The organism is Microcoleus pseudofavosus SVA1_A4 (assembly GCF_036700565.1).
Classification (GTDB): Bacteria; Cyanobacteriota; Cyanobacteriia; order Cyanobacteriales; family Microcoleaceae; genus Microcoleus.
Map to the genome: position 1 here is coordinate 1 of NZ_JAUBPE010000032.1, position 22315 is coordinate 22315.

The window sequence follows — 22315 nt, forward strand, 5'->3', positions numbered from 1 at the left end:
AATGGTTATTAAATGGGATCGAAAAATCAAAAATAAAGGCAATGCTATTTTATCCGGTTTAGCTGCGTAGCAGCTTACTATATCAATAGTTTGGATGGTTTGAAGGAGCGATCTGGCGGAACACTTCGAGAGATCGGATAGAATGCAGCCAAGGAATAAAGAACCTTTAATGATGGTCATCTTCCTGTTGTCAACCAGTCCTTTGTAGCCTGTTTTATCGACTGAGCGTGCCGTGTGAAGCGCCGATCGCGATCGCCAATGACAACTACTCAATCTCTAGATAGTTCCTCATCTCTCAACTTCTGTTTGAGCGGAATTTGAATTACAAACTCCGTACCTTCTCCAGAGTGTGAGCTGCAACTTAAAGCGCCCTGATGCCGATCGGCGACGATCTGATAACTGATTGCCAGCCCCATGCCAGTGCCACTTCCAACCGGCTTGGTTGTAAAGAAGGGGTCAAAGATTTGCTGTTTGATAGCTTCTGGAATGCCGCTGCCGTTGTCCCCAATTCGGATCTGGGCCCGACTCTCGTCGATGAGGGCCGTATGAATGGAGATTGCGGGAGTCATTTGTTTTCCCTGCTTAAACGCGATTTCAATGGCGTCAATGGCATTAGATAAGATGTTCATAAAAACCTGATTGAGCGGTCCCGGATAGCACTCCACCAGGGGAAGAGAACCATAGTTTCGCAGGATTTCTATTTTTGGATGATTCGGCTTGGGCTTCAGACGGTTGTCCAGAATAACCAGCGTGCTATCAATCCCATCATGGATATTGATTGATTTAACTTCTGCTTCATCCAGTCGAGAGAATGTTCGCAATGCTAAGACAATTTCTCGAATTCGTCGCGCCCCCTCTTTCATTGATTCGATCAGCTTAGATAGATCGTTAACCATAAAATCTAAATCCATCGCCTCTGACTGCTGTGCGATCGCTGGTGGAGGTTCGGGGTAATGAGTCTGGTAAGCTTGCACGAGTTTTAATAGTTCTTGAGTGTATTCATCGGCATGACTGAGATTACCATAGATGAAATTCACTGGGTTATTGATTTCATGAGCAACTCCGGCAACTAGCAGCCCCAAACTCGACATTTTCTCGCTTTGAATCAGTTTAGTCTGGGCCAGTTGTAGTTCTCTAAGGGCAGTTTCAACTTCATCCTTTGCCGCTTTTAGCTCAGCCGTGCGTTCTTCGACTCGATGCTCTAATTGTTCATTGGCTTGTTCCAGCGTGTTAAATGATTCCTGTAACTCTTGAGCCATACGGTTAAACGACTGCGTGAGTTCTTGCAACTCATAGACGGATGATTCTGTCACCGCTTGGCTCAGAGATCCGGCAGCCATTGCCGAAGATGCTTGATTGAGCTGCAAAATCGGTTGAGTAATCCTGCGACTGGTGAGTATGCCAATTCCCAGAGAGATACCTAGCGCCAGCAGACTTAACAAAATCGTACTTTGAGTATTGGCATTAATTTGTGCCATAAAGTCTGATTCTGGAACGGTGACAACCACCAGCCAGTCAATCCCCCTGCCATCTTGAAAAGGAGCAACTTGCACGAACTGGCGTTCACCGTTAATCGAAAACTCAAGCTGGTGAAATGTCTGGATCTGGTGGAAATCTTGAAACTTCTCTAGTAAAAATTGGCTTGTTTTCTGAGTGGTGGAATTTTCGCTATCGATCGCCTTGAGTCGTTCAACCCGCTGTTCTGGCAGTTGCACAACTTTGTCTGGATAATATCGGAACGGTTTTTCGCCTGTAGAGGTGGCAATCATTTCTCCAGAGCGTTCCAGAATAAAACTTTGTCCGGTTGTTCCTATTTTGAGGCTTCTGAGAAAATCCCCGATCGCTGACAAGTTTAAGCTCGCCATCCACACGCCTTGCAGCTCGCCTGCGGAGTTGTATATTGGTTGACCGGGCGCAATATACATCGTTTTGCCAGTGATGTGCGGAAACACTTTTCCCCAGGTTGCTTGCCTTTGTTGGACTGGAATTGTGTAGTAGGGCCGTTTGCGCGGGTCAAAGTTCGGCTTGCCAGCGTTGATGACTTGGAGTCGATCGCCGCTTGAGTTAGTACGGTAGGTTGTCAGCGCACGGTTATTTTCTACTTCCGAAGTGCGGATCGCGATCGTACCATCATCTTGCCGCTCAGCACCAAAAAACTCTTGGTTGGTTGTAATGAACGCTGTCAGGCTGAGATTCCTAAAGGCAGGAAGTTGTCGCCACAGGAACTTCTCTATATCCCTGCCGTTATTAAGGTCGATCCGGTTTTGGCTTCGTGTAGCTTCATAGCTTTCAAACGCTTGAAAAGGACTGGCAACCAAGTTAGTTAGATTTTGTGCGATGCGTGAGCTCGTCTCGTGGCGCAACTGAGCAGCTACATCGTTCACTGCCTTCTGTCCATTCCTGAAGGAAAGATATCCGATAATACCCACTGCCCCCACCGTTTGAACCACGAATGGGACAACTAGGATCGCTTGTAAAGGCACTTCTTTAAAGAGCTTGAGGAAGAAAGGAGCCGATGATTCACTAGGCATACTGGGATTGTTTGGTTAATGGTATCGATAACAACGGTTGAGTTGAGCGGGGGGCAGATCACCTTTGCAGCATCACCCATCATCTTTATACCGCCGCTGCAATGATTTGTTATGCTGCGTCAACGCAGATTTTTGCCTGAATGTCTTTTACAGCGAGATCATTCACCGGAATTGAAATCACAAACTCTGTACCTTCACCTAAAGTTGAGTTGACTTCTAAAGTTCCAGAGTGTTTCTGGACTATTGGAGTTTAGACTAAGGAGGTCAAAAAGCGCGATCGTGGCGACTACCCTTTTCCCAAACAGAAAATTAATGCGGACGGACGGAGGAGAAAGCTATACTTGAGCAAGGTGTTACTTGAAGCGCAAGCTCGATATACAAATAAGTAAGTAGGTGCTGTAAAACTAAACTATCTAAACGATTGTAAAGTATCTAAATCCCTAAAACGTGCGTGATTTAGCCTTGTTTACGTAATCTTACGTAGTTCCGTTTAATTTCGCCCATCAACTTAACAATTCAAAAAAAACTGTCTGCGATCGTAACGACAGACAGCATCAGGGTAAAATTTGATGAGGTTACAATGCAAAAAAACACATCAATCAAGCACATCAAAAAGCCACAGGCAATATTGACTGATATCGAAGGAACGACATCGAGCAGTTCTTTCTTTACCGAAATACTGTTTCCCTATTCTCGTTCTAGGCTGGGTAGCTATTGCATGGCACACCCAGACAAAACGGCTGCAATCATTTCTGAGGTTGAAGCAATTGAACCTAGCGATCCGATTGCAACGATGGAGCGCTGGATTGATGAAAACCAGAAGATCGCGCCACTCAAAACTTTACAGGGAATGATTTGGGCTGAAGGCTTTCATGAGGGCACGTTTAAGGGGCATATCTATGTCGATGCACAAGCAGCATTCAGGCAATGGCACGCCGATGGGATAGCACTCTATATCTTCTCATCGGCATCGATTGCGGCGCAGAAATTACTATTCGGATTTAGCGAAGCAGGAGATTTGACCCCTATCCTCTCAGGCTATTTCGATACATCGACGGGATCGAAACGCGAGGCTGATTCCTATCGTTTAATTGCCGAAACGATTGGCTGGAGAGCTGTCGAAGTTCTCTTCCTGTCAGATACACCATCTGAGGTTGAGGCAGCACGTAGCGCGGGAATGGCGGCGCTTCACATCGACCGTGTAGGTGGACTCGCCGATATCTCGACATTTGAAGATATAAAGATATCCTTGTGAACTATCTTTCTGCACCGAGGAATACAATCTCTTTTAGCCAAAAATCAATATGCAGCACATGCGAACGATGACAAATGAAGAACACTTGCTAAATTTCAATCAATCTATCCGTTTTTTGAGTCATTCCGAAAGAGGAATTTTCAGACCGAGATCGCTCGGTGAACTGGTGGACAAAATAAAGTCTTTTGGTATGCTTGAAACGAGCAAGCAGAAAAGAGTTCATGTACTTGGGGAACGATGCTCATTCCAATTTCCTCAAACCCATCCCCTCAAAACATCCGCATCGTGCCAAACAGAGCGTCAGGAACAGTCGATCTCTACCATCACCTGCGATCTGCTTATTGACATGACCTTGATGAACAAAGTACGCGAAATCAATCTCAACACGATGGAGGTAACTGTCGAAGCGGGGATTACCTATTCGGAACTCATTCCGTACTTAGCCTGTCACGGGCTTGCTTTAGCCGACATCAGTGCATATACCAAGGTCACCGTAGGAGGTGCATCAGCCACAGGGTCTCACGGATCGGGCGCACAAATATTATCTCAGCAATTTGTCTCTATGGAGATCGTCACAGCAACGGGCGAAATTTACAAGTTGGATGATGTCAAAATGTTCACCCACTTGGGCGTGCTTGGAATCGTCGCGACGGTTACCCTGCGGTGTGTGAAAATGTTTTATCTAAAGCAGAGCGTCTACTTGTTGGATCGATGGGCGCGATTAAAGCCATTGTTGCCCGAAATTGTCAGATCCACAGACCTGTTCTCATCAATGCTACGGATTAACCTGGACAACGATCGGCACTCAGTACGCCTGTATATTCGCAGGATAGCTAATGGCATAGACGATCGATCTCATGAGCAAGAGTACATGGGGGGAACACTGCTTAATGAAGATGCCGTACATTATTATGGAGGGATCTGGACTAAGGAGAAAACGACTTTTACAGATACATACTGGGATGTAATCGCGGATCATTCAACGCTTTCTAAACGAGACTTGCTGGGTGTTGGCGAATATTTTCAGGCGGAATACTTTGTGCCTATCGATTGCGCTGGTGATGCTCTCGACAGTCTCTTGCTCGTTGCTGATGAATCTCCGATGTTTTATGAAGCGCTCCCATCAGGGATTAAATGTCGGTTCGTCAAGAGCGATCGGCAACTGATGTCACCCTGCTACGATGTCGATGGTACAAGGGACTATTTCCTAGCTATACAGTTGTCGTTATATGCCAGCGAGACGATCGTTGAGCGTCTTCTCGGCAAAGTAGAAGTAGCACTGCGGGATTTTCATCCGACTACACATTGGGGCAAATTCTGTGCGAATCGTGCCGAGTTCCATTACCTCCATCAAGAGAGGTATCGGAAAATGGATGAACTGCGCCAAATGCTAGATCCGCAACACTGGTTCATAGATCATCGGTCATTTTTGTATGAGGTATTCAAGCGTCGCATTTGATAAAGAAAAAACTTTTCAAATAGTTTCTGAGGATCTCAATTCCTACTTATAATTAATCGGTAGGAAATAGCATTTAAAATAATATCTCCCATAACCGCTTTCCAAATTAGACAAAAAACAGAAATTAAAAATAAGTTAGCCAATATCATCATGCCCAAGTCAAAATATTCTCAAATAATCGCTATTCTCTGCTTACTTGGTTTATCTTGTATATGGGGATACAACTGGGTGATGATGAAAATAGCCGTACAATATGCCTCACCTTTTACATTTGCGGCTTTGAGGGCATTCTATGGGGCTTTAAGTTTATTTTTAGTGATGATCTGTCTAGGCAAGTCAATAAGACCAAAAGAAATTTGGACAACATTTTGTGTTGGCATTTTGCAGCATGGAGGTTTTATTGGTTTAGCCACCTATGCTCTAGTTAGTGGAGGAGCTGGTAAAACCGCCATTTTGACATATACAATGTCATTTTGGTTACTTATATTAGCATGGATTTTCTTAGGAGAGCGTTTGCGTCAGATGCAATGGATTGGGATTTTCTTAAGTTTTATTGGACTAATATTTATATTACTGCCTTTCAGTTCCAATAGTGGTGTCGTCAGTAAAGGACTAGCTGTTTTAGCAGGATTTAGTTGGGCTACAAGTGCAGTCATCACCAAAAAATTACAGCAAAAGATGCAGATAGATTTGCTTTCTTTCACTGCATGGCAAATGTTATTTGGATTTTTGCCGCTTGCTTTGGTGAATGTCTTCCTACAATTCCCACCAATTAATTGGTCCCCGGCTTTTATTTACGCTTTAGTTTACAACGTAGTTCCAGGAAGCGCTCTGGCTTGGTTACTTTGGCTCTATGCTTTAAAAAATTTACCTGCTGGTATAGCTGGTTTAGGTGCTCTATTAACACCAATACTAGGTATTTTAGCATCTTCAATACAATTAGGGGAAATTCCTTCTTCCACTGAACTAATTGGAATGGTAATGATCGTTATGGCACTTTTGGTAAATACTCTGTCGGTAATGGGGCTGAATAAAGAAAAAGTTGAGTGAGTATTAATTAATTCAAGGCAGGGATGCTAGTTACTAACACAGCACGATCTCGCTCAAAAGCTGTGCAATCAAGAATACAGTTCATACTAACAGATTGATGTTAATCTAATTTAATATCTGACAGTTGTCGCCCTTACGGAGTAGATATATTTTCGGTTCTTCCGTACTTACCGCTGCTCAAATATTAGGATAATGCCAAAAGAGTAATATCATGTCCGATCGATTGACCATAATATCCCGGCCGGGCGGGTTTTTGAGATTGTCAATTATTGGCAGATATTGTTGGTGAACCCGCCCCTACCTGATGAAGGGTAATCGACAGGAAAGGAGGCGATGATTCATCTGGCATACTGGCATTGTTCCGTTAATGATATCTATAACAAAGGTTGAGTTCAGTGGCGGCCGATCGCCTTTGCAGCATCACCCATCATCTTTATACCGCCGCTGCAACGATTTGTTATACTGCGTCAACGCAGATTTTTGCCTGAAAGTCTTTTACAGCGAGATCCTTGACCGGAATAGAAATCACAAACTCTGTACCTTGACCTAAAGTTGAGTTGACTTCTAGAGTTCCAGAGTGTTTCTGGACTACGATTTGACGGGCGATCGCCAATCCTAGCCCTGTTCCTTGCCCCACGCCTTTGGTGGTAAACAGATGCTCAAAGATTTTTGGCTTCACCGCATCCGTCATGCCAATCCCATTATCCTGAATTCGGATCGCTGCCCGATCTTCCGACAATTGTGTCTTAATAATGATTTGATTGGGATTGGCTTTAATTTCTGCAAAACTGCGTCCTTGATTTGATTCCTCAAGGGCATCGATCGCATTTGCCAGCAGATTCATAAACACCTGATTCAACTGTCCGGCAAAGCATTCTACCTGTGGCAGATCGCCATAGTCTGTGATGACTTCAATTTCCGGGCGAGATTCGTTGGCTTTGAGGCGATGCTTGAGAATCATCAGGGTGCTGTCAATCCCGTTGTGGATATTGCAAGGGACAGGGCGATCGCAATCTGAACGCGAGAAGGTTCTTAAACTAATGCTGATTGTGTTAATGCGATCGACTCCTTCTTGCATCGAATCGATCAACTTGGGTAAATCTTCTTCTAAGTATTCCAAGTCTATTTCCTCCACGACTGCCTGTAGCGTGGCACTCGGATTAGGGAGTTCTTGTTGGTAGAGAGCGAGCAGTTGAAATAGGTCTTTAATATAGTCCTGAGCGGGTTTCAGATTGGCAGCAATAAAGCCGAGCGGATTATTAATCTCGTGCGCGACACCAGCCACTAAATTGCCCAAAGCAGACATTTTTTCGGTGTGGACTAACTGAATTTGAGACTGTTGCAGTTGGGTGAATGCTGCTTCTAAATCAGCCGTTTGCTCAGCTACACGCTGTTCGAGATTTTTAGTTAACTGCCGTAGCTGCAAATGAGTTTTCACCCGTGCTAGCATCTCCTTTTCTTGAAAGGGTTTGGTGATGTAGTCCACAGCACCCAGGACAAATCCTTTCTCCTTACTATCGGCATCGGAGACAGCGGTCATAAAAATGATGGGAATACTGGCTGTTGTGGAATCTGCCTTCAGACGTTGGCAGGTTTCAAAGCCGTCAATTCCTGGCATTTGGACATCGAGCAAGATCAGATCGGGAGGATGGGTTTGGACTCGCTTCAGAGCGCGATCGCCGCTGATTGCGGTTGCTACTTCGTACCCCGCATCACTTAAGGTTTCACAAACCACTTCTAAGTTAGCAGGGGTATCATCCACCACCAGAATTAATTCAGGACTAGACATCGGCTTTCTTCTCTGTGAGGTGTTGTGTTAGCAACTCTTCAATCTCTTCGGCTTTAAATTGCTTGGCCAACTGAAGAATTTGTGAGGCAAAACCCGCGTAGCGAGGGTTAGAGCGAGCAATATGTTCTGTGTGTTCTCGCAGCCGTTTTAAGTTGCCTCGCTGTGCCATTTCTAGTAAAATTTTTAATTCTAAAATATCAGGAACAATAATCCCTTCTTGGTTCTCTAATGCAGTCGTTGGAGTGGAGAGCTGAGAGTCGTTTGAGGCTGTTATTTCATATTTCCACTCTAATTCTAAATGAGTGGCTAAGAGGTTAAATAATTCACTGACTTCTACTGGCTTGGCCAAGAAATCATTTCCCCCTGCATCTAAACTCATTTGTCGATCGGCTTGTGCCACCGATGCAGAAGAGACAATCATCTTTTGGTGTTGCAAATCATTTGTACGGCGAACCTGTTTGAGCAGTTCAAAGCCGTTCATGACTGGCATCACCAAGTCTGTAATCACCAAGTCTGGTTGAGACTGTCGGATTTTTTCCAATCCTGCTTGTCCATTTTCGGCCTCAGTCAGTTGGAATCCTAGCGGCTCTAACAAATTGACGAGAACGGCTCGGTTTTCCCAACGATCGTCTACTACAAGAATGCTGCGCCGTTGTCCTTCGTAACCAATAATTTGTTTTCCAGTCGCGATCGAGTTTTGCTGTGCCCAATCAGTTGCGATCGCCAGTTCCACCTCAAAAAAGAAGTCACTGCCGACTCCGGGTTGGCTTTTAACTTGGATTTGTCCGTTCATAAGTTCGACAATTCTTTGGCTGATCGCCAGTCCTAAACCGGTGCCCTCGGCTTGGCGCTGGCGATCGCCCACTTGTTCAAAAGCCTGGAAAATTTTATCCAATTGATCGGGCGCAATTCCAACGCCCGTATCTTCGACTTGAAATTCGATCCTGCGAGTGAACGGATTGGCATGATTCTCAACTACGGCAACCTTGAGCGTGACAGAACCTTTGTCGGTGAATTTAATTGCATTTCCCAGCAAGTTGAGTAATACCTGACGCAGCCGTTTTTCATCAGCAAAAATCCCTTCAGGCAACTGCGGATCGGGATTGTAAACGAAGTCAATGTTTTTTTGGTCGGCACGAATGCGGCCGATTTCAGCGACACCTTGGAGGAATGAGGGAAAGTGAATCGCTTTCGGTGCAAGTTCTAGTTTGCGGGCTTCAATTTTGGACAAGTCCAACACATCGTTAATCAGCGTCAGCAAATGAGAACCGCACTGGTGAATGATTTCTACCCCATGACGTTCTTTTGCTGGCAACGCGCTGCTGCGTCCGATGATTTGAGCATAGCCCAAAATACCGTTGAGGGGCGTGCGGAGTTCGTGGCTCATGTTGGCGAGGAATTCGCTCTTGGCTTGGTTCGCTGCATTAGCGGTTTCTTTTGCCGCATCTGCTGCTGCTTTTGACTTCTTCAGTTGGGTTTGCTCAAACGCTTGCACTTGCCATAGAACCGCAATCATTGTGCCTGCAAGTCCGACAACGACCAGTGCCATCAAATCTAGCGGTCTGAGTTGCGCTTCGATGTTTTCGCGGGGGATGACTAAGGCGACTGACCAATTCGCTTCTTGCAGCGGCACAAATGCAACATATTTCTGAGTACCGTCAATGGGGATTAATTCAATGCCCTGCTTTCGGTTTACCATGCGTTGGGCGATCGCCGCCAGATATTGGTCAGGAGATTCTCTCAAGCTAGGGGCAGGTTTTTCCAGGGTTGACATTAACTCTGGTTTTGGGTGAACAATGGCTTCACCTTTGGAGTTGATCGCAAAGGCATAGCTGTTGCTGCCATATTGTAGTTGGTTTACAACTTGAGCAACGCGATCGACTTTCACAAAACCACCGAATGCCCCAATTGGTGGACTGGTAGCCTCAAAACTCTGACGAATGGGAGCCGAGATGGGAATCGAGGGCTTTCCGGTTGTTCGACTGATGACCGGATCGTAAATCGCAGTCTTACCTGCGATCGCGCCTCGATGGTGCAGACGATTGCTAACATTTATGTCAGAGCGCCCGGTTGCAGTGGTGTACAGTGTACCGTCTAGTGTTGCCCAGTAGAAAAAGAAAAACTCATCGATTCGCTCAACTTCTGCTTGCAGATAAGCTTCCGCCGTCAACCAATTTAATGAGCGTACTGTCTCAGTGATGGAGAGTATTTGTACCTCAGCTTTACGTGTTTTAAGCCAGCCATCAATCTCACTCGTTCCCTGCTGGACTTCTAGAAACGCATCGCGCTTCAGATTTTCCAGCGTCAAGTTTCGCACGACTTGGTAGCTGAAATAGGTACCGACGCTGACAATTAATGTCGTAACTCCAACGACCAGTCGCATCAGCAAGTTGCGAGTCGCTTTCTCTTTTTGATGAGACAACAATGGCTGAGTTGGTTGATGTGCTGTTGGTTGGTGGAGTGGCCCGGAGGTGGTCATAAGCTCTGATTTGTTAGCAGACTGTTCTTTTTAGTATACCAATCTATTTCAGAGCGACAGGCGGCGATCGTTCTGGCTCAAATTTAAAGGCGATCGCACTCCACCAACAATCTCCCAACCCCATTACGTTATAGCTCGATATAGCTCGATCGCGATCGACTGTAGCAATATTTCAAACTTACCTGTAGGTCGATCGCTCCCACATTCTCATTAAACCCAGTCTTCAGCTAAAGTTTCTCACCTTGAGTTTCTTTTTTTCTGGTTTTAATAAATTATTTTAACAAATTCTTCAAGCCAACAATTCACTAACAGCTACGCTAAAACCTGTAAGTACAGTTTGAGTGTTAACAACTTCATCTGCATTAAACAACCGCCAGCGTTGCCCTGCATTCACAAATATTAATCTAGCTTCAGGAAACAGCAACCAAACTTCTAAACATCCAGATTCCAAATATTCTTGAGCTTTCGCAAATAACTCTTCGCCACTATCTTCGGGAGAAGCAACTTCCGCTATTAAGGGAAAACTTTGGGAAAATGCTGTAAAATTGCCTGATTGCGGCAGCAGTTCAGGAGTGATGTAAGCGACATCGGGACGGCGGCCCTGTTTGTTAGTCCGACAAAGGACTTCTGTAACAATTTCTCCTCCCTGTCCGCTGGAATTTTTGTAATTTTTCCAGGAAGTAGCTAGATTAACTTGAGCGAGACCGTGCTTGAATGTCATTCCTGTTTTCTCCACTAAGTTGCCGTCAACCCACTCCATTCTATCAGGGGGCTTGACTAAAAAGTCTTCGAGAGATATGACTTTTTTTGCCTCAGTTTCGGGTTGAATTTTTGGTATATTTTCTAAGTTTGGCTGTAATTCTGGCTCTAATTTTGGGTCGGCAATTTCGGGTAAAATTGTAGTAGCTGTCACGATCGCAACCTCTCTTTGACGATTTTAAGTTGACAGGCGATTAGCCTTTGATGACATGATTAAATAAGGTAACTTCCATGATACTATCAAACCGATTTTCTGAAGCCCTCACCTATGCCGCCGAATTGCACGCAACTCAAGTCCGCAAAGGTTCGGGTGTTCCCTATATCGCTCATTTGTTGGGCACTGCTAGTATAGCTTTAGAATACGGGGCTTCGGAAGATGAGGCGATCGCAGCTTTGCTTCACGATGCGATCGAAGATCGAGGCGGCCCCACCACCCGCGAAGCCATCCGCGCCCGCTTTGGCGATAACGTCACAGCTATTGTAGACGGCTGTACCGACAGCGACGCGACGCCGAAACCCCCTTGGCGTCAGCGAAAAGAAGCCTACATCGATCGCATTCTCACCGCTTCTGGCTCAGTCAGATTAGTCTCGGCTACTGATAAACTTTATAATGCTCGATCGATCCTGAAAGATTTCCGTCAATTAGGCGATACTGTTTGGGAACGCTTCAAAGGTGGCAAAGAAGGTTCTCTCTGGTATTATCGTTCTGTGGTAGAAGCATTACGCCAAGCTGAGTTAACGCCTATAGTTGAAGAATTAGACCGCACAGTTTTAGAATTAGAACAGTTTTCTGAAGGCTGAAGGCTGAAGGTAAAAAGCACTAATTATCAATTACCAATTACAGTCAAAAAATGGCAAATGTTCGCTTAGAAAATATTACCCGACGCTACCAAAACGTTACCGCGATAGAAAACATCAGCTTCAAAATCCCGGACGGGGAATTTTGGGTGTTAGTCGGGCCCTCCGGCTGCGGGAAATCTACAATTATGCGGACGATCGCAGGTTTAGAAACAGCAACTTCCGGCAATCTTTACATCGGAGATAATTTAGTTAACAACATTCCGGCGAGACAGCGGGATGTCGCAATGGTGTTTCAAAATTACGCGCTTTACCCGCACATGACTGTCGCAGAAAATCTGGCTTTTGGATTGCGGATGCGGAATGTTGACCCGACTAAAATTCAAGAACGAGTCGAAACAGTAGCCCGATCGCTCTCGATCGACCACCTCCTCAACCGCAAGCCCAAACAGCTATCAGGCGGACAGCAGCAGCGGGTAGCACTCGGAAGGGCGATCGCCCGCGAACCGAAAGTATTCCTCTTAGACGAACCGCTTTCCAACCTCGACGCCCAACTGCGAGACGACACTAGAGCCGAACTCAAACTACTCCATCAACGGTTAGGAATTACGACGGTTTATGTTACTCACGACCAAGTGGAAGCCATGACTTTAGCGGATAAAATTGTAGTCTTAAATGGGGGAAAAATTCAGCAAATTGGAGACCCGCAAAGCATTTACGCCAAACCGGCTAACCGCATGGTTGCCACATTTTTAGGCAATCCCGCCATGAACATTTTGCCTGCAATTTATGCTAACGAATCCTTTCAAGTGGGAAATCAATCTTTAGCCTGTCCGCCCTCGATTCAGAAAAAATTACAGGCGAGAGAAGGACAAGGATTTGATTTGGGCCTCCGTCCAGAAAATATAGAAATCTTTACGCCGCAAACAGCAGAAAACGATGATTTGAAAACTGATTTTTGGGCATTAGAAAAAGTCCCTCTCGATGTAGAGGTAAAGGTAGTGGAACCTCTGGGGCGAGAAACTTTAATCCGGGCGAGTTTGCCTTTGTTGAGCGCTGAAACTACTGTACAGTTACAAATACCTGGGAGTGTGCGCTTGCGATCCGGCGATCGGCTGACGGTACAGCTTGACTTCGATCGACTATTTATATTTGACCCATCCACCGGCGAGGCGCTGTATCCTTAAACTCGATTCAACCTCAAAATCTCAAATCTTAAATAGATAATCTGGGAGGCACTTGCGACCTCAGAAACCCAGTTTCTTCCCAGATTTCTCGTTCCCCGACGCAAATTTTGCCGAGAAACCGGGTTTCTGTCCCAGCGCGTCTGTCCTCTTCAATCTCAAATCTTAAATTTTAAATCGACTGACCCCTCTAAAGGCGAGGTTTCGTTCCTTACAAAACTTTACACTTGACGTTTCTTAAGTTACGCAGTAATGATAGAATGATTTTATTAATAAAAAAAACATCCCCCTAGATGCGTATGTTTCCTGACAGGGGGCGATCGCGACGAATAACTTAGTATTTTCTGTAGAAAAACGGCAGACCCGCGGCCTTTCGAGCAACGGGCAAACCAAAAACTCTGAAAAACGTTCTATCGGTATTTATGAGATGAATCCCGACAACCTACCTCAAATGCTGCAAACAGGATTTCACCTAACTTTAGGTGCAACTTCCTTTTTACTTGAGACACTGCAAGATCCCCAAAAGCGAGAAGAAAATCTGGACAAACTTCGGCAGTCAGATTTGGGCCCGCTCGCTTCGGAGTTGCTGGAAAAAGGAGAAATGACCGATCGAGAAGCGCGGAATTTTGTAGATACTATTTTCTCTCAACCGGGCGATCGGGAGAATGCAGAAAGCGAATCCGTCTCGCCCAAGCAATCGGATACAGCGACTGACGCTTCTCCCGAGTCGGTTGTACAACCCGACGTAAAGCTAGAGATTCAAGAATTAACTGCACACATGGCAGCGCTGAGGGTCGAATTGGAAAATTTGCGCTGCGAAAATTCCCAGGATTAAAGAATTAAGAATCTTTAACACAGCCGGAGTTTACTTGGAAACTTATTTAAGAGAACCAAACTTTAGTCATTGTCCCAGTTTTCAGAACCGATCAGGTCGGCGATGCGATCGCGCAGCAAGAAGTCGCATTTTTCTAACTCGCACTCTACACAGACCCATTCCCGGGGCGGAATGAATTGGCAAAGCGTGTAGATAGGCTGTTGGCGGCTCAGCACGCCCTCGTGGACGAGGTGGCGGGCTTCATCTTGGATCACATCTAAAGAGTATTGGATTTGGGGAATAGTGGAGTGAATCATAATGCGCCCTCAATGTTTTACTAAAAAATTTTATGGCCCTGGTAATAATATAGTCCAAACTTACGAATATGGAAGTTAAATTTTGTCCGTATACAGCTATACAATTCACTGCCGTAAATAAAAATAAATTATACGAATTATCAATAAGTGATGGGATCTGTCTTAGGATGTTGAGAAGCAGAACATTTTCCCCACAAGCAGGCGGATCTGCTGGAAAGCTCTATTCAGAACTTAGGAACCCGCGTCCAATTCCCGGTTTCTGGATACTTCGCCACCAAAGGCAGAATTTGTGGCGAGAAACCGGGTTGATGAATTTAACTCCTAACGCAGCAAGCAGCAAAGGAAAGATTCAGAAGTCGGGCAACTCAAGCATTACCAGTTCCGTCAATGCCGAATAGCACTTCTAGAACGAGAGATTGCGCTGCCGGCATCTGCCCGAAACAAAATACATAAGGAATACTCGGAGGCAAGTGTGGCAAAAATTGCTCTAAAACGTAGGGACTGCCGTAAATTAACACAGCTTGCAGTTCTCCCGTTTTTAATAATTTCTTAAACCAATCTCGAGCTGCTTGGGTCAAACCAGCACTGCCTCGGAAGCAATTGCCGCGAATGAAAATTTGCAGAAGTGTCGGAGAAAAATGCTCTGCACCTGCATTATCAGCGATCGCCCCTGTGCGATCGTCAATCAGTTGCAATTCGTAACCAAACTCTTCGGGCCGGGCGATCGCCGGAGTCTGTTTTCCCAAAAACTCGCACCCCAAAACATCATCTACAACAATCAAATTCCGCAAAAACTGCTTCTGGGAGGGTTTTTTCGGCACTAAAGGCAGAGAACCACCAAATTTCAAAGAATCTCGCAAAATACCGGCTGCCGTTGCCCTTGCTTCTGGATTTGCCAGCAAACTTAAGTCGATCGACTCGATCGATTCTAGATGCTTGCTTTCCCCCTTAGCAAGGCGGGGTTGGGGGGGGTCAGAAATCGGCAAACCCACCTTTATTTTCGCTTTCCAAATTCGCTTGACAGATTCCTTGATTTGTGATATTGAAATCCGCCCTTGAGTGACAGCTTCGCAGACAGCCAAAATCGCCCCTTCCGGGTCAAGCGGCATCAGCAAAACATCAGCACCAGCCTCAGCAGCCAAAACAGCAGCTTCATTAGCGCCATATTTATTGGCGATCGCACCCATCACCAAAGCATCCGTCACGATCAAACCTTCAAATCCCAACTCTTCTCGCAGTTTCCCCATCAAAATTTTGCGAGAAAGAGTAGCAGGAAACTCAGCATCCCAAGCCGGAATCAGCAAGTGAGCGCTCATCACAGCATCCGCGCCAGCCGCGATCGCCTCGACAAAAGGAGGCAACTCAACCTCAGCCAATCTCGCTGGCGAATGCGGCAAAACCGGCAATTCCAAGTGAGAATCAACCGCAGTGTCCCCGTGGCCGGGAAAATGCTTAGCTGTAGTCAAAACCGGGTGCTGGCGGGCGCCGCGAATAAAAGCCCCGGCCAATTTGCCGACAATTTCCGGTGTTTCGCCAAAAGCGCGGACGTTAATTACCGGATTGTCGGGATTGTTGTTAACATCAACTACTGGTGCGAGAATCCAATTCAAACCGATCGCCCTAGCTTCGATCGCAGTCACAGCGCCCATTTGTTCGGCATATCGATCGGCTTTACCTGAATCGTGCCGCGCCACTTCGGCAATTGCCATCGGCGGCCCGAACCAAGTCGCCCCCGCGAACCGCTGGCCGACACCTTCCTCAATATCAGCCGCCAGCAGCAGCGGAAACTTGGCCCAAGACTGCAATTGGTGCGATCGAACCGCCAACTCCGCAGCACTTCCCCCCACCAAAATCACACCGCCGACGCCCAACTTTTCCAGATAATAGCGGAGTTTGCTGGCAGTTGGTTCCCATTCGGGATACCGAATTTGGTGGTCGAACAAGCAGCCGGAAGCGCGCACCACGAACATCTGGGCCACCAGTTCTGGTAAGGAAAGATTGTCAATCATTCGATTTTAGATTTTAGATTTTAGATTTTAGATTTGGGAATCGGGAATTGGGAATCGGGAATTGCGAATTGGTAATCAGGAATTATGAATCGGGAATCAGAAATTCTTTCCTCTTCCTTCTTCCTTCTTCCTTCTTCCTTCTTCCTTCTTCCTTCTTCCTTCTTCCTTCATAAACTAATCTTCGTCTGTTTCAGGACTTTCGTCCTCAGCGAATTCTTCGTCCCCATCTAGAATATCCGGTTTGCGATCGGCGGAAAGCTGATTCAGCAGTATCAGCATTTTATCGCCCCGTTCCAAAGAACGGTCTTCGAGAAATATCACTTCCGGTGTCCGGCGCAGTTGCACCCGTTGACCCAACTGGTTGCGGACGTAGCTAGTAGCAGATTTCAAACCCTCCATAGTCTCGGCCTTCGCCTCATCAGTACCGTAGATGCTGACAAAAATTTTTGTATGCTGAAGGTCTCCCGAAACAATTACGTCGGTGACGCTAACCATACCTGCACCGACTCGATCGTCCTTGATTCCATTCAGCAACATCAGGCTGACTTCCCGTTTAATCAGTGAAGCTACACGCTCAATGCGACGATTTGTAGCCATAGAAACTATCCCCTACTTTTAGATCAGCCATTTTCATCCCGATTGACAATTGTAGCGCGATCGGTATCGGGTGTTATGCGCGATCGGGGAAAAATTAGGATTTGAGATTATTGCAGCGCGCACTTATAGAGATTCTCAACAGCACGTTACAAGCGCTAAGGAGCGGAAATTGCTTTACTGTCGATCGCACTATTTGAATTTGGCGATCGAATTGTTGGCAAAAGTACCTCTAGCAATTGGTCTACAACGTGTTTCCAGGTAAATCCATCCGCTACAAATTTTGGGCCGGCAACCCAGGCGCGATCGCAAAATTCCGGCTGTTCTATAATATTTTTCATTAAGGCGATCAAATGTTCTAAATTCGGCATCAGGCGGAATATTTGCTGCTCGTTAGAAGTACCTTCTTGAAACGTACTTTCGACGTGCATAGCAAAATCTGGAGTTGTAAAATCATCCGTCGGGCCGCCTTTAGTGCAGATGACCGGCAAGCCGCAAGCAATTGCTTCTAATGCTGGCAAATTGAATCCTTCTGCTAAATAAGGAGATATGTAAGCATCGGCGGCTTGATAAAGTTGAGCCATTCGATCGAAAGTCAATGTTTCTCCCAAGTATGCGATGCGCGGCAAAATTTTTTCTGCTTCCTCAAAGGTCAGTTCGTCTATGTTTTGAGCTATCAGAGAATCCGACCCATATACTGATTCTTCTCCTTTCAATACTAATCTAGCTTCGGGATAAATTTCAACTACCACGGCGAAAGCTTTCAACAATAAATCGATGCCTTTATTTGGCGTCCCTGCACCAATATTTAAAAACACAAATCCGTCCCATCCTAGCTGTTTTCGCAAAGCTTCGCGTTCCGATTTTGTTACAGGTTTGTAAATATTTGGATCGATGCCACAGGGTATGACAATTGTGCGATCGGGATTCGCACCGCTGCGGATAAATCCGGTTCTCGACCAATGGGAAGGCGTAATAATAATTAGATCGGAGTTGCTGTGTCCTTCACGGAGGGAATCTGCCCCCGTTATTCTAAAGTTTTCGTTGTGTAGAATTCCCCATTCTGTTGTGGCAAACAAGCACGTCCGTTTTGTATTTGAGGGTGCCAAATTGTAAGGTACTGATATCCGTAAGTTAGCGTCTGCTTCTAGAGATTTGGAAGGGTGAGGAATATTTTTGATTGCTGCTTCAGCAGTTGCATCTAACAAACCGGTTACTGGCTGCCAATTTTCATCTAGATAGGGGATGTCTTTGTGGAAAATTTCTAAGTTGGGGTATTTCAGCATTTCTAGTAGCTGAAATTGATTGGCGATTGCGTAGGAGTGCGGCAAAAAACGCCAGCCTTCAACAATTAACTTATCAGTCATTTGTTATTCCTTATTTGTTATTTATTATTACAAAATAATTGGTTCAAAAGTTGAGGATTCAATTTTCTCTTGCTTTTTGTCTGGTAAAATAACCTCAAGCAATCGATCGACTGCGCGCCTCCAAGTAAAATTCTCAGCCACAAAACCCGGGCCCGCAACCCTAGCTTTCGCAGCAATTCCCGGCTGTTCGATCGCTATGCGCATCAAATCAGTCAAATGTTCCCACTCAGGAGCTAAGATAAATAAGGTTTCCCCCTCCCTCGCCACAGCCGTAAATTTACTCTCAATCCGCTGTGCAAAGTCCGATCGCGTAAAATCATCCGTAGGGCCGCCCTCCGTGCAAATCACCGGCAAACCGCAAGCCGCAGCTTCCAACACCGGCAGATTAAAACCTTCTGCCAAATAGGGAGAAACATAAACATCTGCTGCTTGGTAAAACTCAGCTATTTGAGCAAAAGATAGCTGCCCACCAGTATAAATTAATCTCGGTAAAACTCTCGCTCTTTCCGCATCGTTCAGGACAACTCGGCAGGCTTCGGCAATTTCGTCTCTGGAGGGATAAAGCAGTTCTGAACCTTTTAAAACTAATCTGGCATCTGGATATTTGTCAACTACCGCAGCGAAGGCTTTTAATAAAGGACGAATGCCTTTGCGATCGGTTTGCCCTCCGATGTTTAAAAATATAAAATAGTTTGACCAGCCGAAGCTTTGGCGCAGCAATTGACGCCGATCGCTTGAGAGAGGATAATAAATCTGAGGATCGACACCCAAAGGTACGACGGCAATGCGATCGCCCTCAACTCCGCTGCGAATTAAGCCGGCTTTTGACCACGCCGATGGTGTAATAATTTTTGCTTCTGAATTAACGGGGGTTTGTGCGATCGACCTAACGCCGATCCCCTGCAATACTGTACTGGTAATAATCCCCCATTCTGTGGCTGCAAATACCCAAGTTTCGGCGCTGCTGGATGCTGCAAAGTTCCACGGGCAGTACATTCGCAGCGTAACGTCGGCTGACTGATTTACCGCAGGACTCTTAATGCTGCGCAGCAATGTTTCATTTGGGCGATCGAACAAACTAATTTTCGTTTTCCAAGCTGGGTCTATGTAGGGCATATCGCGGTGGAAAAGCTCTATTTGTTCTCGCGGGCGAGCGAGCATTTCTAGTAGTTGAAATTGATTGGCTACGCAATAGGAATGATAAATAAAACGCCAACCTTCAACAATAATTTGCAATTCACAACTCCCACTTTAGGAATTAAAAATTAAAATAATCATCAGCAATTGGGAATTAGCAACTAGCAACCATAAATTACCAATTACCAATTACCAATTACCAATTCCTTACTTCATCACTTGCCAATCCATAATCCGCCACTCTCCATCTTGGCGGATCAAGTCGTAGCGAATGCGGAGGTTTTCGTTGCGGGAAGTAACTAGCCGATCGGCATCGAACACTTCGGCTTTTTCCGCTACTTGGGCTTCTACTTCGGCGCGATCGGGATTAGTCGGATTCGGCGTCACTCCTTTAACTTGCAGCTTGTGTACGTAACGCTGGTGGGCGTTGTTTCGCTGTTGAGCATCTGCCATCAATTGCCAGCGAGACAAAGCCGGTTCTGTCAGAACTTGCTTTAATTCTTCGACAGCGTGGTTGGGGCCCAAAGCCGCTGCTTTCGCCGACAGCCAGCTTTGAACAATGTCTCTTGCTGCTGTCTCAGTGATTGCTCCCGACACTGGGGCGGCGGCGCTCGGCTCTGGGGCTGCGGAAACAGCCGGGATTTCTACGGGCGGTGCTTCCAGGCTGACGGAGGCTTGTTCTCCTTGGAGGGATGGGCCCGAGAGGGCTTGCAGGGCGCTCGCCAACAGACTGAGTATTAACCACAGAATTAAGAGGCTCAGGACACCTGCGACGATAAACAGAGCCAGCCTGTTTCGAGGCATGGACTTGACTTTGGTGGAAATTTGCGCTGCGGTGGTGCGTGCCCGATCGACCAAATCGCCTGTTACCTTCTGGCCGATCGCTCCGTTGCGCCCGGTTGAATGTGCGCGCCGGCGCTGTTTGGAGGTCGAGGGTGCGCCTCCCGCCGTAGCTGTCGGGTTAGAAACGACGGAGGCCGCGCCTAGTCCTGCCGCCGTTACCTGGTATTTCGGACCTGAAGCTGCGGTGGAGCTGTCGGTCGGTACGGGGGTCAAGGTGACGGTACTGGCTCCCTGCTTGGCTGCTGGTGGCTGTGGGGGTGCGGGCGGGCGATCGCCCGCTGGTTGCAGCCGCCCCTGGGGCTTGCCGGAGCGAGGCTGCACTACCACCCATTCGTTGGCGGTTTCTGCATCTTGCGGCAGAGCTTCTAGGTAAGCTTGTACTTTCGGGTCAGCAAAGTAATCTTTCAAGGAGACTGACTGGTTGGCCAAGTCGCGGAAGTGGGGAAACACTTCTTCTTGCAGCCAGTGTTCGGCGTACAAGCACAGTCCGGGCAACAAATCGGGAGAATCTTGGGAATGTTCGCGAATGAAGGCGAGGGGTTCTTTTTCCGAACTGAGTTCGAGGGCTCTGCTGGCTTCTTCTGTTTGGCCCAGCAGCAAGGAACACACGGCTTTTTCGAGGTGAACGTCTTGGCGGCGGCCGAGCTGCATCAGCATCAGCTTGGCGCGGCGGATCATTGAGGGCTGTCTGGCGGCAAATCCTTGGGCTAACAGCGTGTAGACCGAGAGGTAAGTGGCGACTGCAGAGGGGCGGCCGGCTTCGGCTTCAAAGAGGGTCTGCTGCTCGCTGCTGGTTAGGTGTTTGCGCAGTTGCTGGACGAATCGGAGGAAGTCTTCTATACCTAAACCCGATCGGTCGTCTCCCGAGCCGTCGATGCCGCCCCGTTCTTCGAGCATTTCTCGCAGGATTTGCAGTCCCTGGCGGCGCTCGGCGACTTTTTCTTCGGGGAGGGATAGTAACTCTAAAATGTTGTACGGACGGAGTTTGTATATGTCGGCTTGCATTTCACCCCTCACGCTTGGAAATAGGCTTTCGCGCAGCAGCAGTTCTTGGCCTGCTTCTAATGATTTGGCGGCATTTTCGTACTGACCTTGCTGCCACTGTTCGCGACCGAGTTCTAGACAGGCAAGGCTTACTGTTAAAACTATATCTGGCCGCACGAGCTGGGGGTCGCCGAAGCGGCCTTCGGCGATCGCGATGCTGCCATTGTTGAGATACGGGCGACCCAGCTTCTGTACGAGTTCGTATTCTCCCAGTTCTTGCAGTACGAGCAGGGCTCCTACGAATTGATTGTCATCGATTTCAATACTTGGAGTGTGGGGGTCGGGAGCAGCGTCTAAATCCTTTGACTCAGAGGTAGCGGTTTCTCCTGCGTCGTCTTGCAAAACTGTAGCCGCGCCTGCTGATGTTTTCGACCTCTGCTTGGCCCAAATTGCTGCTTCCGACTCTCGATCGTAAGTTTTTGCTAAAAAACTGGCATCATAAGCTTTGCGCCCGTCTGAGTCTGACAGAACGGCGCAGGCTTCATCGAGCAATTGTTTGCGGGCAACGATCGCAACTTCGGAATACTCCCGGCGCGGGAGCTGTAAAGTTCGATCGCGGTGAGCCTGCTGCAACTGTTCGGCAGTAGCTTGAATCGGTAGACCCAAAATCCGGTAGTAATCTAGTGGAATTAACACTACGTCCACTTCCCCAAAGCGCTAGCAACTGAATTAGCCTATCTTAGCTAAGGTTGGTTTGTCACAAAAGCATTAGTGACAACTTAGTCGGGTTTGTGCGGGAGTCGGTGGCCAGTCCGGGCCTTTGGCCACCAGTAACCAGGCTGCAACCAAAACTGTTATCCACGATTTCTGCAGGATTCGGTGGCCGGGCATTTGGCCCCCTGCTTCCCCCATTTTAACCACTTGTGAACTGCTGCTGGGAAAATGT

General features: G+C 46.9%; 18 protein-coding genes. 7 read left to right on the plus strand and 11 right to left on the minus strand.

Annotation, left to right across the window (positions count from 1 at the left end; genetic code table 11):
• Nucleotides 1-180, minus strand: a 180-nt coding sequence (locus tag QUA02_RS15515) for a hypothetical protein (protein WP_333029074.1), incomplete at its 3' end; no start/stop codon positions are given.
• Nucleotides 181-269: 89 nt separating this feature from the next.
• Nucleotides 270-2531, minus strand: a complete 2262-nt coding sequence (locus QUA02_RS15520) for an ATP-binding protein (RefSeq protein WP_333029076.1) — start codon at nt 2529-2531, stop codon at nt 270-272.
• 580 nt (nt 2532-3111) lie between these two features.
• Here QUA02_RS15520 and mtnC point away from each other — a divergent pair.
• The 3 genes from mtnC (at nt 3112) to QUA02_RS15535 (ending at nt 6295) form a co-directional block, all read left to right on the plus strand.
• Nucleotides 3112-3786 (plus strand): acireductone synthase, encoded by a 675-nt coding sequence (gene mtnC, locus QUA02_RS15525; protein WP_333029077.1) that lies wholly within the window; start codon nt 3112-3114, stop codon nt 3784-3786.
• 67 nt (nt 3787-3853) lie between these two features.
• Nucleotides 3854-5245 carry an FAD-binding protein gene (locus tag QUA02_RS15530; RefSeq protein WP_333029080.1) on the plus strand — a complete coding sequence of 464 codons (1392 nt, stop codon included), beginning with the start codon at nt 3854-3856 and terminating at the stop codon, nt 5243-5245.
• Between the two features lie 150 nt (nt 5246-5395).
• Entirely contained in the window at nt 5396-6295 is a 900-nt protein-coding gene (locus QUA02_RS15535; RefSeq protein WP_333029082.1) for a DMT family transporter, read from the plus strand.
• A gap of 457 nt (nt 6296-6752) precedes the next feature.
• On the opposite strand, the gene QUA02_RS15540 is transcribed toward QUA02_RS15535, so the two are convergent.
• The 3 genes from QUA02_RS15540 to QUA02_RS15550 form a co-directional block, all read right to left on the minus strand.
• Complete coding sequence (locus tag QUA02_RS15540) at nt 6753-8084, minus strand: hybrid sensor histidine kinase/response regulator (RefSeq protein ID WP_333029083.1); 1332 nt, start codon at nt 8082-8084, stop codon at nt 6753-6755.
• Complete coding sequence (locus QUA02_RS15545; protein ID WP_333029085.1) at nt 8077-10563, minus strand: hybrid sensor histidine kinase/response regulator; 2487 nt, start codon at nt 10561-10563, stop codon at nt 8077-8079. Before QUA02_RS15545 ends, QUA02_RS15540 begins: the two co-directional genes overlap by 8 nt.
• A gap of 289 nt (nt 10564-10852) precedes the next feature.
• A complete protein-coding gene (locus QUA02_RS15550) occupies nt 10853-11476 on the minus strand; it encodes a Uma2 family endonuclease (protein ID WP_333029087.1) in 624 nt (207 codons plus the stop codon).
• Nucleotides 11477-11553: 77 nt separating this feature from the next.
• On the opposite strand from QUA02_RS15550, the gene QUA02_RS15555 reads away from it, so the two are divergent.
• The 3 genes from QUA02_RS15555 (at nt 11554) to QUA02_RS15565 (ending at nt 14139) form a co-directional block, all read left to right on the plus strand.
• Nucleotides 11554-12123, plus strand: a complete 570-nt coding sequence (locus tag QUA02_RS15555) for an HD domain-containing protein (protein WP_333029088.1) — start codon at nt 11554-11556, stop codon at nt 12121-12123.
• Between the two features lie 50 nt (nt 12124-12173).
• A complete protein-coding gene (locus QUA02_RS15560) occupies nt 12174-13307 on the plus strand; it encodes an ABC transporter ATP-binding protein (RefSeq protein WP_333029089.1) in 1134 nt (377 codons plus the stop codon).
• Nucleotides 13308-13731: 424 nt separating this feature from the next.
• On the plus strand, nt 13732-14139 hold the full coding sequence (locus QUA02_RS15565; RefSeq protein ID WP_333029090.1) for a hypothetical protein: 408 nt from the start codon (nt 13732-13734) through the stop codon (nt 14137-14139).
• A 62-nt stretch (nt 14140-14201) separates the two neighbouring features.
• Here QUA02_RS15565 and QUA02_RS15570 read toward each other — a convergent pair whose 3' ends face one another.
• Complete coding sequence (locus QUA02_RS15570) at nt 14202-14435, minus strand: DUF4327 family protein (RefSeq protein WP_333029091.1); 234 nt, start codon at nt 14433-14435, stop codon at nt 14202-14204.
• A 167-nt stretch (nt 14436-14602) separates the two neighbouring features.
• Here QUA02_RS15570 and QUA02_RS15575 point away from each other — a divergent pair, with 167 nt between their 5' ends.
• A complete protein-coding gene (locus tag QUA02_RS15575; protein WP_333029092.1) occupies nt 14603-14833 on the plus strand; it encodes a hypothetical protein in 231 nt (76 codons plus the stop codon).
• Here the strand turns inward: QUA02_RS15575 and QUA02_RS15580 are convergent.
• From QUA02_RS15580 to QUA02_RS15600, 5 genes are all read right to left on the minus strand, one after another.
• A complete protein-coding gene (locus tag QUA02_RS15580; RefSeq protein ID WP_333029093.1) occupies nt 14801-16444 on the minus strand; it encodes a glycoside hydrolase family 3 protein in 1644 nt (547 codons plus the stop codon). The genes QUA02_RS15575 and QUA02_RS15580 overlap by 33 nt on opposite strands.
• Before the next feature lie 174 nt (nt 16445-16618).
• The gene (gene rbfA / locus QUA02_RS15585; RefSeq protein ID WP_333029094.1) at nt 16619-17041 is read right to left on the minus strand and encodes a 30S ribosome-binding factor RbfA; all 423 of its coding nucleotides are present in this window, start codon (nt 17039-17041) and stop codon (nt 16619-16621) included.
• Between the two features lie 155 nt (nt 17042-17196).
• Entirely contained in the window at nt 17197-18405 is a 1209-nt protein-coding gene (locus QUA02_RS15590; RefSeq protein WP_333029095.1) for a glycosyltransferase, read from the minus strand.
• A gap of 27 nt (nt 18406-18432) precedes the next feature.
• Nucleotides 18433-19641 carry a glycosyltransferase family 4 protein gene (locus tag QUA02_RS15595; RefSeq protein ID WP_333029096.1) on the minus strand — a complete coding sequence of 403 codons (1209 nt, stop codon included), beginning with the start codon at nt 19639-19641 and terminating at the stop codon, nt 18433-18435.
• A 108-nt stretch (nt 19642-19749) separates the two neighbouring features.
• A complete protein-coding gene (locus QUA02_RS15600; RefSeq protein ID WP_333029097.1) occupies nt 19750-22065 on the minus strand; it encodes an IMS domain-containing protein in 2316 nt (771 codons plus the stop codon).
• Nucleotides 22066-22315: the final 250 nt, after the last annotated feature.